At 74.0% G+C, this 12,765-nt stretch carries 10 protein-coding genes; 6 read left to right on the top strand and 4 right to left on the bottom strand.

Annotated features, from left to right (window positions below; all coding sequences use genetic code 11):
* The first annotated feature begins 90 nt into the window (after window positions 1–90).
* Both hrpA and K6T13_RS03490 read left to right on the top strand, forming a co-directional pair.
* A complete protein-coding gene (hrpA, locus tag K6T13_RS03485) occupies window positions 91–3,891 on the top strand; it encodes an ATP-dependent RNA helicase HrpA (RefSeq protein WP_249423916.1) in 3,801 nt (1,266 codons plus the stop codon).
* Between the two features lie 10 nt (window positions 3,892–3,901).
* Window positions 3,902–4,507, top strand: coding sequence for a hypothetical protein (locus K6T13_RS03490; protein ID WP_222897148.1), 606 nt, complete (start codon window positions 3,902–3,904; stop codon window positions 4,505–4,507).
* A 129-nt stretch (window positions 4,508–4,636) separates the two neighbouring features.
* Here K6T13_RS03490 and K6T13_RS03495 read toward each other — a convergent pair whose 3' ends face one another.
* The gene (locus K6T13_RS03495) at window positions 4,637–5,299 is read right to left on the bottom strand and encodes a hypothetical protein (RefSeq protein ID WP_222897149.1); all 663 of its coding nucleotides are present in this window, start codon (window positions 5,297–5,299) and stop codon (window positions 4,637–4,639) included.
* A gap of 131 nt (window positions 5,300–5,430) precedes the next feature.
* Here K6T13_RS03495 and K6T13_RS03500 point away from each other — a divergent pair, with 131 nt between their 5' ends.
* On the top strand, window positions 5,431–6,834 hold the full coding sequence (locus K6T13_RS03500; protein ID WP_222897150.1) for an ABC transporter substrate-binding protein: 1,404 nt from the start codon (window positions 5,431–5,433) through the stop codon (window positions 6,832–6,834).
* Here K6T13_RS03500 and K6T13_RS03505 read toward each other — a convergent pair.
* Both K6T13_RS03505 and K6T13_RS03510 read right to left on the bottom strand, forming a co-directional pair.
* The gene (locus K6T13_RS03505; RefSeq protein WP_222897151.1) at window positions 6,831–8,096 is read right to left on the bottom strand and encodes a ribonuclease D; all 1,266 of its coding nucleotides are present in this window, start codon (window positions 8,094–8,096) and stop codon (window positions 6,831–6,833) included. The genes K6T13_RS03500 and K6T13_RS03505 overlap by 4 nt on opposite strands.
* 4 nt (window positions 8,097–8,100) lie before the next feature.
* On the bottom strand, window positions 8,101–8,721 hold the full coding sequence (locus tag K6T13_RS03510) for a DUF3000 domain-containing protein (RefSeq protein WP_222897152.1): 621 nt from the start codon (window positions 8,719–8,721) through the stop codon (window positions 8,101–8,103).
* 70 nt (window positions 8,722–8,791) lie between these two features.
* Between K6T13_RS03510 and hemE the strand changes: the two genes are divergently transcribed.
* Entirely contained in the window at window positions 8,792–9,826 is a 1,035-nt protein-coding gene (hemE, locus tag K6T13_RS03515) for a uroporphyrinogen decarboxylase (RefSeq protein ID WP_222897153.1), read from the top strand.
* 7 nt (window positions 9,827–9,833) lie between these two features.
* Here the strand turns inward: hemE and K6T13_RS03520 are convergent, their stop codons facing one another.
* The gene (locus K6T13_RS03520) at window positions 9,834–10,622 is read right to left on the bottom strand and encodes an NYN domain-containing protein (RefSeq protein ID WP_222897154.1); all 789 of its coding nucleotides are present in this window, start codon (window positions 10,620–10,622) and stop codon (window positions 9,834–9,836) included.
* 23 nt (window positions 10,623–10,645) lie between these two features.
* Here K6T13_RS03520 and hemG point away from each other — a divergent pair, with 23 nt between their 5' ends.
* Together hemG and hemQ are read left to right on the top strand one after the other, a co-directional pair.
* A complete protein-coding gene (hemG, locus tag K6T13_RS03525; protein ID WP_222897155.1) occupies window positions 10,646–12,019 on the top strand; it encodes a protoporphyrinogen oxidase in 1,374 nt (457 codons plus the stop codon).
* 4 nt (window positions 12,020–12,023) lie between these two features.
* Complete coding sequence (hemQ, locus tag K6T13_RS03530; protein WP_222897156.1) at window positions 12,024–12,722, top strand: hydrogen peroxide-dependent heme synthase; 699 nt, start codon at window positions 12,024–12,026, stop codon at window positions 12,720–12,722.
* Window positions 12,723–12,765: the final 43 nt, after the last annotated feature.

A 12,765-nucleotide genomic window follows, 5' to 3' on the forward strand; every position in this document is an offset into this window, starting at 1 on the left:
GCCTCGCCCGATCTCGACCACGACGCGGCCGCCCCTCCACAGGTGCCCGCCCGAAATCGGGTTGCCGGGTGCGGGAGAATCGCCTGCGTTGTGGAGATCACCTACCCGCCGGAGCTGCCGGTCACGCAGCGGCGCGACGACATCGCGGCCGCGATCCGTGACCACCAGGTCGTCATCGTCGCCGGCGAGACCGGGTCGGGGAAGACGACCCAGCTGCCCAAGATCTGCCTCGCGCTGGGGCTGAGCGGCCCGGGCCGGCTGATCGGCCACACCCAGCCACGCCGGATCGCAGCCCGCTCGGTGGCCGAGCGGATCGCCGAGGAGCTGGGGACCGAGCTGGGCGACCTGGTCGGCTACCAGGTGCGGTTCACCGACAAGACGTCGCGGGCGGGCCGCGTCAAGGTGATGACCGACGGGATCCTGCTCGCCGAGCTGCAGCGCGACCGGCAGCTGAGGAAGTACGACGCGATCATCATCGACGAGGCCCACGAGCGGAGCCTCAACATCGACTTCCTGCTCGGCTACCTCAGGCGGCTGCTGCCACAGCGGCCCGACCTCAAGCTGGTCATCACCTCCGCCACCATCGACCCCGAGCGGCTCGCGGCCCACTTCGCCGACGGGCGGGGGAGGCCGGCGCCGATCATCGAGGTCTCGGGGCGGACCTACCCGGTCGAGGTCCGCTACCGGCCCCTGATGGAGCTCCCCGCCGACGACGAGGACGGCGAGCCCATCGTCCGCGACCAGACCGAGGCGATCCGTGACGCCGTCACCGAGCTGGCAGCCGAGGGACCCGGCGACGTCCTGGTCTTCCTGCCCGGGGAGCGGGAGATCCGCGACACCGCCGACGAGCTGACGAGCCTCGACCTCCGGGGGCTCGAGGTCGTGCCGCTCTACTCGCGGCTCTCCGCCGCCGAGCAGCACCGGGTCTTCACCAGCCACCCCGCGTCCGTACGCCGGGTCGTGCTGGCCACCAACGTGGCCGAGACGTCGCTGACGGTGCCCGGCATCCGCTACGTGGTCGACACGGGCGTCGCGCGGATCAGTCGCTACTCGACACGGACCAAGGTGCAGCGGCTGCCGATCGAGCCGATCAGCCAGGCCTCGGCCAACCAGCGGTCGGGCCGCTGCGGCCGCGTCGAGGCCGGCATCGCGATCCGGCTCTACTCCGAGGAGGACTTCGAGGCCCGCCCCGCCTTCACCGACCCCGAGATCCTCCGCACCAACCTCGCCAGCGTCATCCTCCAGATGACCTCGCTGGGGCTCGGCGACATCGCCCGGTTCCCCTTCGTGGAGCCCCCCGACCGCCGCAACGTCACCGCCGGCGTCCAGCTCCTCGAGGAGCTCAACGCGGTGCGGGTCCCGTCGGGCTCCCGCGGGGGGACGCTGACGCGCATCGGCAAGCGGCTGGCCAGGCTGCCGATCGACCCGCGCCTGGGGCGGATGATCATCGAGGCCGAACGGCTCGGCTGCGTCCGCGACGTGCTGGTGATCGCCGCTGCCCTGGCGTTGCAGGACCCGCGCGAGCGGCCGGCGGAGCAGCAGGCCCAGGCCGACCAGGCGCACGCCCGGTTCCGTCACGAGTCCAGCGACTTCCTCACCCGGCTCAACCTCTGGCGCTACCTCAAGGAGCAGCAGCGTGAGCTCTCCTCCAGCGCCTTCCGGCGGATGTGCAGGCGGGAGTTCCTCAACTACCTGCGGGTCAGGGAGTGGCAGGACTTCGAGTCCCAGCTGCGGCAGGTGTGCAAGGAGCTGAAGGTCGACCTCGGCAAGGGCGCGCGCGGCTCCGACGGCGGGGCGGCGTACGACGAGGACGGCATCCACCAGGCGTTGCTGTCGGGGCTGCTGTCCCACATCGGGCTGCTCGAGGAGAGGGACCGGGGCTCGACGGGCTCGACCTCCGGTGGTCGGCGTGGCCCGCGGGAGTACCTCGGCGCCCGGGGGACCCGGTTCGCGATCTTCCCGGGCAGCGGCCTGAAGGGGAAGAACCCGCAGTTCATCATGGCCGGCGAGCTCGTCGAGACCAGCCGGCTGTGGGCGCGGCAGAACGCCGCCATCAAGCCCGAGTGGGCCGAGCGACTCGGCAGCCACCTGGTGAAGCGGTCCTACTCGGAGCCGCACTGGTCGAGGAAGCGGGCGGCGGTGATGGCCCGCGAGCGGGTGACGCTCTACGGGGTGCCGCTGGTCGCCGACCGGCTGGTCAGCTACGGCAAGGTCGACCCGCCCCTGGCCCGTGAGCTCTTCATCCGGCACGCCCTGGTCTACGGCGAGTGGCACACCCGGCAGCGGTTCCTCGCGGAGAACCGGCGGCTGCTCGAGGAGGCCGAGGAGCTGGAGCACCGCGCGCGCCGCCGCGACCTCGTCGTCGACGAGCACACCCTGTTTGACTTCTACGACGCCCGGATCGGCCCAGACGTCGTCAGCGGCGCCCACTTCGACCAGTGGTGGAAGGTCGAGCGGCGGACCGACCCCGACCTGCTGACCTTCGACCCCGCGATGCTGACCCACGACCACGCCGACGACGTCGTCGAGACCGTCGAGACCAGCTATCCGGAGCTGTGGCAGGCCGAGGGCCTCACCTTCCCCATCAGCTACCACTTCGAGCCCGGCGCGGCGGATGACGGCCTCACCATCGACGTCCCGGTGGCGACGCTCAACCGGGTCTCGGCCGAGGACTTCTCGTGGAACGTCCCGGGCCTGCGGCACGAGCTCGTCACCTCGCTGCTGCGCAGCTTGCCGAAGAACCTCCGGGTCTCCTTCGTCCCGGCCCCCAACACCGCGCGCGAGTTCCTCGCCGCCGTCCCGCCCGGCGAGGAGCCGCTGCTCGACGCCCTCGAGCGCCACCTGCGCGCCACCACCGGTGTCCACGTGCCCCGCGAGGCGTGGGACTGGTCGAAGGTCCCCGAGCACCTCCGGCCGACCTACCGCGTGCTCGACGAGGGCGGGCAGGAGCAGGGTCGGGGCAAGGACCTCGAGGCGCTCAAGGAGCCGCTGCGGCCCCAGTTCGCCCGCGCCGTCGCCGAGGTCGCCGCCGACACGACCACGACCGGGCAGACGTCGTGGACCTTCGACACCATCCCCGCCGAGCAGACCTGGCAGCGCGCCGGCCACGAGGTGCGCGGCTTCCCGGCCCTCGACGACGAGGGGAGCGGTGTCGGGCTGCAGGTCTGCGGCTCGGCCGCCGAGGCCGAGGCGCGACACCGGCTCGGTGTCGCCCGGCTGCTGCAGCTGGCCCTGCCGCGGCCCGACCTGCTCGCCTCCCTCGACAACGCCGGCAAGCTGGGGATCGCCGGCGCGCCCCACCCCGGGCCGGCCGACGTCGTGGAGGACTGTCGCCGCGCCGTGGTGCTCGAGGCGGTCGACGGCGGGCCGCCCGTGCGGGACGAGGCGGCGTACGACGCCCTGCTGGCCGCCACGGCGGCGGTGCTCGAGCCCCGCACGCGCGAGCTGCTCGACGAGGTGCTGCGGGTGCTCGACCGCTGGCGTCGGGTCGACAAGCTGCTGTCCGGTCGCGCCGACCTCGCGACGCTGCCCTCCCTCACCGACATGCGCGACCAGCTCGCCCGTCTGGTCCACGACGGCTTCGTCGGTGAGGCCGGCCCCGCCCAGCTGCGGCGCTACCCGACCTACCTCGCGGCCCTGGAGCAGCGCCGCGCACGGCTCGACGAGCAGCCCGGGCGCGACCGGCAGCTGCTCGCCCAGGTCGCCGACCTGCAGGCGGCCTACCTCCACCAGGTGGAGGCGCTGCCGGCCGGCCGGCCGCCCTCCGCCGCGCTGCGGGAGGTGCGGTGGCTGCTCGAGGAGTACCGCGTCTCGCTGTTCGCCCAGGAGCTGCGAGCGGACCGCAAGGTCAGTGACCAGCGGATCCGCAAGGCACTGGCCGGCGCGTCGTAGCCTGTGCTGGATGACCAGTTCCGAGGGGCGCCACCACCACCGCCCGATGCTGCCCGGTGACCGGGCGATCGAGGCGAGCTCCGGGAGCGTCGACCCCGCGGAGCTGGCCGAGGCCGCCGACCGGGCCGCCACGCTGCTGGTGCGCGGTGCCCACGACAGCACCGACGTCGGTGTCGCCGACCGGCTCCTCCACCTCGCCGACACCGAGGGCATCGAGACGATCGCCGAGGTGTGGGCCAGCTCCCCGGGTGACTCGCTGGCGGGGTGCCTGTGGCGTCTCTACCTGCTCCGCTCGTGGGTGTACGCCGACCCCGAGGGAGTGGCCCGGCAGTACGACGCCGGACGGGCGCGGGCGCAGGTGGCGCGCGTGGTCGCGGGCGTGGCCGACCCACCGGGACCCGAGGACCTGAAGGCGATGATCGACCAGGTGCTGCGCGGCATCGCCGAGAGCGACTTCGCCGACGTGCTGTTCCGCGCGGCGGCGTTCGCGCGCGTCGTGGCCGCGGGCCGCGCCGACCAGCCGGGCGTCTCCGACGAGCAGGTCTCGCGCATGCTGGCGCTCGCCGAGCAGCTCGAGGCCGCCGGACACGCCGAACTGTCACACGGGCTGGCGTGAGCCTCTAGACTGACTCCCGGTGTGCCGGGCCGCGGCAGCCCCGGGTCCCAACATCAGCCGCTGCGAGCGGCCACGCGCCGTGAGGCGCTCCCGGTCCGGCACACCTCACACGCCCCGGCCCTGGGGCGATCAGGCCTCGAAGCCGTCGCTCACCTTCGCCAGGAGCCGGTCGAGCCGGCGCTGGGCGCGCGAGGTCCCGTCGACCTCGACCACCGAGAGCCGGGTCCGGTGACGCACGGCGCCGAGGGCCGCGTCGCGGTCGGCCAGCGCGTCGGCACAGTCCTCGCGCCACGTGTCCAGCACCTGCTGCGCCCGCCACGCCGACTTGCGGTCCGCGAAGGTGGAGACCGCCTGCCGGGCGCTGGAGCGCTTGCCGGCGAACTCGCGGATCCGGCTGCGCAGCGCGCCGATGGCGACCAGGGGCGCGCGCTGGCAGTCACTGACCAGCCGGCCGTTCTCCCTGCCGCGGCGGGCCGCGCGCCAGTCGCGACCGAAGTCGGCGGCGGCCAGCCACGGGCTGGTCCGGCCGAGCGGACGCAGCGACACCGACGGCGCCGGCACCGGCGGCTGCGAGGCCAGGGCGCGGCGGCTGGCACGGGCGCGCGGCCGCGCGCGACGGGAGTCGTCACCGGCCCTGTCACCGGCACGCGCACCGGCGCTCGGCGAGGGAGACCCGGACGTCTCGGCACCGGCACGCGGGGATGCGGGGTCCGCAGTACGCGTGGTGTCGCCGCCGCACCCGGCAGTCAGCAGCAGCCCGACGGCGATCGCCGCGGCGAGGGTCCTCGACATGGAGCAAGGGTAGGGAGCGGGACCGTCGAGACGGGGACGACGCGCCACCGGGGGAGTCGCTACGCCTCGGTAGGCTGTGCCGGCGTACTCGACAGGACACAGGCTCCACACGCGACAGGGGAGGCACCACGGTGCAGCGACGCGCCCGCAGGGCACCCGGCTCGGGTCGTCGACTCCTCGCCGCCGTGGTGCTCGCCGCCCTGGTCGCCACCGCGTGCCAGGCCGAGGGCGGGCCGGAGCCCGACCCCCCGCCGGGGTCCGCCGAGCCCACCACCGCAAGCCCCACCCCCGACACCGAGCTGACCTTCGCGGTCTTCGGCACCGGTCGGGAGGTCGATGCCTACGAGTCGCTGGTGTCGGTCTACAACTCCCTCTACGACCGGGCGGAGATGTCGATCGAGTCCTACGACTCGCGCCGCGAGTTCATCGCCGCGGTCCGCACGACCGGTCAGGTGCCCGACGTCTTCCTCACCGCCGGCCGGGACCTCGCCTGGTTGCAGGAGCGCCAACTCGTGCAACCGGTCGACAACCTGCTGATCGAGCGGGGGGTCGACTTCGGCGACCTCTACTCGCGTGACGCGGTCCTGGCGTTCAGCAACGAGGGTCGCCTGCAGTGCATGCCGGTGGGCATCTCTCCGATGGTCATCTACTACAACACCGAGCTCGTCGACTTCGACCGGATGGAGCAGCGGGGGCTGCCGGTGCCGGAGGAGGAGCGACTGACCTGGAGCTTCGAGGAGTTCGTGGCCGCCCTCGAGTACGCCAGCCGGCCGCGGCGAGGCACGCGGGGCATCCAGGTCGAGCCGACGCTCGAGGCGCTCTCGCCCTTCATCTACGCCGCCGGCGGGGAGATCTACGACGACCCGTCCGACCCCACGTCCCTGAGCTTCTCCGACGACGCCACGCGGGCCGCCCTGGAGACCGTTCTCCCCGTGCTGCGCGACCCGCGCCTCACCCTCAGCGACGAGCAGCTCGAGCGCCGCTCGCCGCTGGAGTGGTTCCAGGCCGGCAAGCTCGCCATGCTCCCCGGCTACCGCGACCTGACCCCGACGCTGCGGGAGCAGCCCGGCCTCCGGTTCGACACGATCGCGATGCCCTCCATCGAGCGCTCGGCCACGGTGGGTGACATCTCCGGCATGTGCGTCTCGGCCGAGACGGACAACCTCACCGCGGCCGCGGACTTCCTGGTCCACATGACCTCGCCGGTGTCCGTACGCCGGGTGGCGGCCGAGGGCTACCTCGTCCCGGCCAACCTCGAGGTGGCCGTGGGGCCCGGCTTCCGTCAGCCGGGCCTGGCGCCCGCGCACGCGGCAGTCTTCACCAACGCGCTGCGCACCATCGTGCTGCCGCCGCAGCTCACCAGCAAGGAGGCGCTCGAGGAGGCGCTGTCCGAGAGCCTCGACCAGCTGCTCACGGCGCCGGTGCTCGCCGACCTCGAGGGACTGACGGCGCGCATCGACGAGCGGTCGCGCGAGGTGCTCGACCCGGAGGGCCTGGCGGAGGAGGAGTCGCCGGCGGAGACCGAGAGCCCCTAGTCGGCGGGCGGCTCGGGCGGGGTGTCGGCGGCGAGGACGGCCTCGACGATCAGCGGCACCGTCAGCCCGCGCTGCCACGGTCGCGCCCCGAGCTCGGACAGCCGCCGGTCGACCTCGTCGGCCAGCCGCTCCGGGTCGCGCGTGGCGGGCGGTGCCCACAGCACGCGTCGCAGGTAGTCAGGGGTCAACAGGTTCTCGGCCGGGACGCCGTGCTCCTCGGCGAGTGACGCGACGGCGGGCTTCGCGAGCTCGAGGCGCCGCGCCGCGACCGGGTCCTTGTCGGCCCACGTCCGGGGCAGCGGTGGTCCGTTGCCCCGCGAGGTCCGGGTCGGGAGCTGGTCCTCAGACAGCTCGGTGACCTCGCGGAGCGCCGTGACCCACCGGGCTCCGTAGCGCTCGGCACCGCGACCGTGGAAGCCGCGGGTCTCGAGGAGCTCGCGCCGCGTCGTGGGCATGGCGGAGGCGGCGGCCACGATGGCGGAGTCGGGGAGGATCCGGCCGGGCGTGACGTCGCGCTCCCGGGCGATCTCGTCGCGCAGCTCCCACAGCGCCCGCACCGCCCCGAGCGCGCGGCGGCCGCGGACCCGGTGCATCCCGGAGGTACGGCGCCACGCCTCGACCCGCGGCGCGGGCTCGAAGCCGCGCAGGGCGTCGAACTCCTCGGCGGCCCACCCGGCCTTGCCGGCCTCCTCGAGCTCGGCGGCCAGCCGCTCGCGCAGCTCCACCAGCGGCTCGACGTCGAGGGCGGCGTACTCCAGCCACGGCTCGGGCAGCGGGCGGGTCGACCAGTCGACCGCGGAGTGCTCCTTGGCCAGGCGGCGCCCGAGCAGGGTCTCGACGAGGGTGGCGAGGCCCACCCGCGGGTAGCCCAGCAGCCGGCCGGCGAGCTCGGTGTCGAAGAGCTTGTGGGGGGTGAGCCCGACCTCGGCGAGGCACGGGAGGTCCTGCGTGGCGGCGTGGAGGATCCACTCGGTGCCCGCCAGCGCCTCCTGCAGCGGTGCCATCGACGGGAAGGCGATCGGGTCGATGAGGTGGGTGCCGGCTCCCTCCCGCCGGACCTGGATCAGGTAGGCGCGGGAGGAGTAGCGGTAGCCGGAGGCCCGTTCGGCGTCGATGGCCACGGGTCCGCTGCCGGCTGCGATCTCCTCGCACGCCGCCGCGAGCGCCTCGTCGGTCTCCACGACGGGAGGCAGGGGTTCTGCCAGGAGCAGGGGTGGTGCCGGGGCCGCCTCCGGGGCCGTCGGTTCGGGACCCTCCGTCATCCGCTCAGCTTCCCGGGCCGCGCTGGCCACGTCGGCTGGGCATCGGGGTCACGCCGTCGGGCACGGGCGGCAGGCCGGCGGCGGTGCAGAGGAGCTCACCCCAGGCCTCGACGTGGGCGGCGATGTCGTCGGGCACGTCGGTGGGGGTCCACGAGGCCCGGACCTCGATCTGTGCGCTGCCCTCGTCGTCGGCCATGCCGCCGAAGCTCTCGGTCGCGACGCGGGTGACGGTGCCGGACGGGGCGACGTAGGAGGCCCCGTGAGCCTCCAGCGCCTCGGTCAGCCAGCTCCAGCCCACCTCGGCGAGCATCGGGTCGGTGATCATGTCGACCTCGATCTCGGCGCGGGCGTAGGCCACGCAGCGGAAGGTGCCCTCCCAGGCGTCGTTGCCCGCCGGGTCGTGGAGCAGGATGATCCGGCCCGTGCCGACGTCGGTGCCGTCGACGGTGACGTCGGCGGAGAGGGCGAAGGCGTGGGGGGCGATCCGCTGCGGGGCAGCCATCTCCTCGCAGAGGATCTCGGGGCGCAGCCGCGCCGTCTGCATGCTCGCGACCGCCGCCCGGAACTCGGGCGGGGTCCCCGAGCCAGCACCCGATCCCGGGTGCGTCTCCTGACGGACGACCATGTGCTCACAGTAGGTCGCGCCCGGTGGCCCCGATGCGCGAACACGCCGGGTGACCTGCGAGGCTTCGGCCATGACCAGCCTCTCCGACGCCCCGCTGCTGCGGGCCGCGCGCGGCGAGCCCGTTCCCCACACGCCGGTCTGGTTCATGCGGCAGGCCGGCCGCTCCCTGCCGGAGTACCTCGCGATCCGCGAGGGCGTCGGCATGCTCGAGGCCTGCATGGACCCCGCGCTCGTCACCGAGATCACCCTGCAGCCGGTCCGCCGGTACGGCGTCGACGCCGCGATCTTCTTCTCCGACATCGTGCTGCCCCTCAAGGCCGTCGGCGTCGACCTCGACATCAAGCCCGGGGTCGGACCGGTCGTCGCCCAGCCGGTGCGGACCCTGGCCGACGTCGAGGCGATCCCCGACCTCGACCCGTCCCACGTCCCCTTCATCACCGAGGCGGTCCGGTCCCTGGTCGGAGAGCTCGGGGCCACCCCGCTGATCGGGTTCGCCGGTGCGCCCTTCACCGTCGCGTCCTACCTCGTCGAGGGCGGTCCGTCGAAGGACCAGGCCCGGACCAAGGCGATGATGTTCGGCGCCCCCGACGTGTGGGACGCCCTGATGCGCAAGATCGCGGGCATGGCCGCGGCCTACCTCGAGGTGCAGGTCGACGCCGGGGCGTCGGCGGTCCAGCTCTTCGACTCCTGGGCCGGGTCGCTGACGCCCGAGGACTACCGCGCCCACGTGATGCCCCACTCCGCGGCCGTGCTCGAGCGGGCCGGACGGCTGGGCGTGCCGCGGATCCACTTCGGTGTCGGCACCTCCGAGCTGCTCGCCGACATGGGCGAGGCCGGGGCCGACGTGGTCGGGGTCGACTTCCGCACCCCCCTCGCGGAGGCGATCGGCAAGGTCGGGGACCGCTCGGTGCAGGGCAACCTCGACCCCGCGCTGGTCTTCGCCCCGACCGAGGTGATGCTCGAGCGGGCCGCCCGGGTGCTGGACGCCGGTCGTACCGCGCGCGGCCACATCTTCAACCTCGGCCACGGGGTGATCCCCACGACCGACCCGGACCAGCTCGCGCGGCTGACCGACTTCGTCCACGCCTACGAGCCGGAGGGCTGAGGGCCGGTCAGGCCTTCTTGGTGGTCTTGCGCGCCGCGCGCTTGGCCGGCGCCTTCTTGGTGGCGGACTTCCGCGCCGGGCTCCCCTTGAGGGCGACCCCGAGCCGGCCCGTCTGGTCGCGGGTCTGGAGGAACGGCTGGTCGGCCACCAGGCTGCTGAGCTTGGCGTGACCGAAGCTGCGCGGGTCGAAGGACGGGTGGCTGCGTGCCAGGTGGCTGCCGACGTCGGAGAGGGAGGCCCAGCCGTCGTCGTCGGCGATCGCGTTGACCGCCTTGGTCAGGACGCTCTGCAGGTTGAGCTGTGGGGCGGTATCGCCCCCACCGTCCTCACCCGCGTCATCGTCGTCACCGTCGGTGCCGAGCACCTCCAGCTCGATGAACCGCGAGCATGCGTTCTGCAGCGAGACCGGGGTCCGGCGACGTCCGAGGCCGTAGACGGTCTTGCCCGACTCCTGCAGCCGCAGCGCGAGGCTCGTGAAGTCGCTGTCGCTCGAGACGATCGCGAACGCCTCCACGTTGCCGGCGTAGAGCAGGTCCATCGCGTCGATGATCAGTGCCGAGTCGGTGGCGTTCTTGCCGGTGGTGAAGGCGTTCTGGTGGATCGCGCGGATCGCCCGCGTGTTGAGCTCGCGACTCCAGCCCGACATCCGCGGCGACGTGAAGTCGCCGTAGGCGCGCCGGATCGTGGGGGTGCCGTACTTGGCCAGCTCGTCGAGGATCGCCTCGGCGTACTTCGGCGAGGTGTTGTCGGCGTCGATGAGGACGGCGATGCGTACGGCGCTCGAGTCGGACTCCACCCCGGCACCCTAGTCTGGCCGTCATGACCCCCCACCGGCGCACCGTCGTCGTGGGCGGCGGCATCGCGGGGCTGACCGCGGCCCACCTGCTGGCCGCAGCCGGCAGCGGGGAGGTGCTGGTGCTGGAGGGGAGCCCCGAGCTGGGTGGCAAGCTCCGGGTGGCCGAGGTCGGCGGGGTGACCGTCGACGTCGGCGCCGAGGCGATGCTCGCCCGGCGGCCGGAGGGGGTGGAGCTGCTCCGCTCGCTCGGGCTCGAGGTGGTGCACCCGACCGCGACCGGGTCCGGCCTCTGGAGCCGGGGAGCGGTCCGGCCGCTGCCGCGCACGCTGCTGGGGGTGCCGCTGGACCTCGCGGACCTGGCCGGCTCCGGGGTGCTCACCGCGGCGGGGCTCGAGCGGGTGCGCCGCGAGCCGGAGCTGCCCCCGACGCGGCTCGAGGGTGACGTCACGGTCGCCGACCTGGTCGCGGCGCGGCTCGGTCCCGAGGTGGTCGAGCGGCTCGTGGAGCCGCTGCTCGGCGGCGTCTACGCCGGTCACGCCTCGCTGCTCTCGGCGCGTGCGGCCACCCCGCATCTGGTGGCCCTGGCCGAACGGGGCTCGCTGCTCGAGGGCGCTGCGGCGCTGCCGGTCTCCGACGCACCGGTCTTCGCCGGGCTGGTCGGCGGGCTGGGGACGCTGCCGGCCGCGCTGGTGGCCACCGGCGACTTCGAGGTACGCATGGCGGCACCGGTGCGGGAGCTCGCCGCGGGATCGACCGGCGGGTTCCGGCTCACCGTCGGCTCGACGCGTGACCCCGAGACGGTGACCGCGGACGCCGTGGTGCTGGCCTGCCCCGCCGCCCCCGCGGCCCGGTTGCTGGCCGGGGTCGCGCCCGCCGCGGCCACCGAGCTCGCGAGCGTCGAGTCGGCCTCGACGGTGGTGGTCACCCACGCCTTCCGCGCCACCGACCTCGGCGTGCTGGCCGACACCAGGGCCTCCGGGTTCCTCGTGCCGCCGGTCGAGGACCGCCGGATCAAGGCGGCGACGTACTCCTTCGCGAAGTGGGAGTGGGTCCGCGCCGCCGGCGACGGCCTCCTGCTGCTGCGGACCTCGGCGGGCCGGCACCGCGAGGAGGCGGCGCTCCAGCGGACCGACGAAGAGCTGGTCGCCGACTCGCTGGCCGAGCTCGCGGCCGCCACCGGGACCACCGCCCGACCGGTCGACAGCCACGTGCAGCGGTGGGGCGGCGCGCTGCCGCAGTACGCCGTCGGCCACCTCGACCGCGTGGCCCGGGTCCGCGAGGCCGTGGCGGCGGTGCCCGGGCTGGCCGTGTGCGGGGCGGCGTACGACGGGGTGGGGGTGCCGGCCGTGATCGGCTCGGCCCGCCGGGCTGTGGCCTCGCTCACCCCGGCAGAATGAGGGCATGACCTCGAAGGCTGCCCGCACCAAGGAGCTCAACGACACCATCCGCTACACGATGTGGTCGGTGTTCCGGCTCGTCACGCCGCTCGGCGAGGACGACCGCACCAAGGAGATCGCCGACCTCGAGGCGTTCCTCGAGGTGCTCGGCGAGGGTGACGTCGTGGTGCGCGGGATCTACGACGTCTCGGGGCTGCGCGCCGACGCCGACGTCATGGTGTGGTGGCACGCGGCGACCAGCGAGGAGCTGCAGGACGCGTACAACGCCTTCCGCCGCACCGCCTTCGGGCAGCGGCTGGCGCCGGTGTGGTCGCAGATGGCGCTCCACCGGCCGGCGGAGTTCAACAAGAGCCACATCCCGGCGTTCCTCGCCGACGAGGAGCCCCGCCGGCACGTGTGCGTCTACCCGTTCGTGCGGTCCTACGAGTGGTACCTGCTCGAGGAGTCCGAGCGGCGCGGGATGCTCGCCGAGCACGGCCAGATGGCTCGCGGCTTCCCCGACGTCCGCGCCAACACGGTGGCGTCCTTCGCGCTCGGCGACTACGAGTGGATGCTCGCCTTCGAGGCCGACGAGCTCCACCGGATCGTCGACCTGATGCGTCACCTGCGCGCCTCCACCGCCCGCCGTCACGTCCGCGAGGAGGTGCCGTTCTACACCGGCACCCGCGCCACGCCGGCCGAGCTGCTGCAGCGCCTGCCCTGACCCCGCCGACCCGTCACTCCAGCTGGTTCAGACCCCGCCGAGC

Source organism: Nocardioides coralli, assembly GCF_019880385.1.
GTDB classification, from domain to species: domain Bacteria; phylum Actinomycetota; class Actinomycetes; order Propionibacteriales; family Nocardioidaceae; genus Nocardioides; species Nocardioides coralli.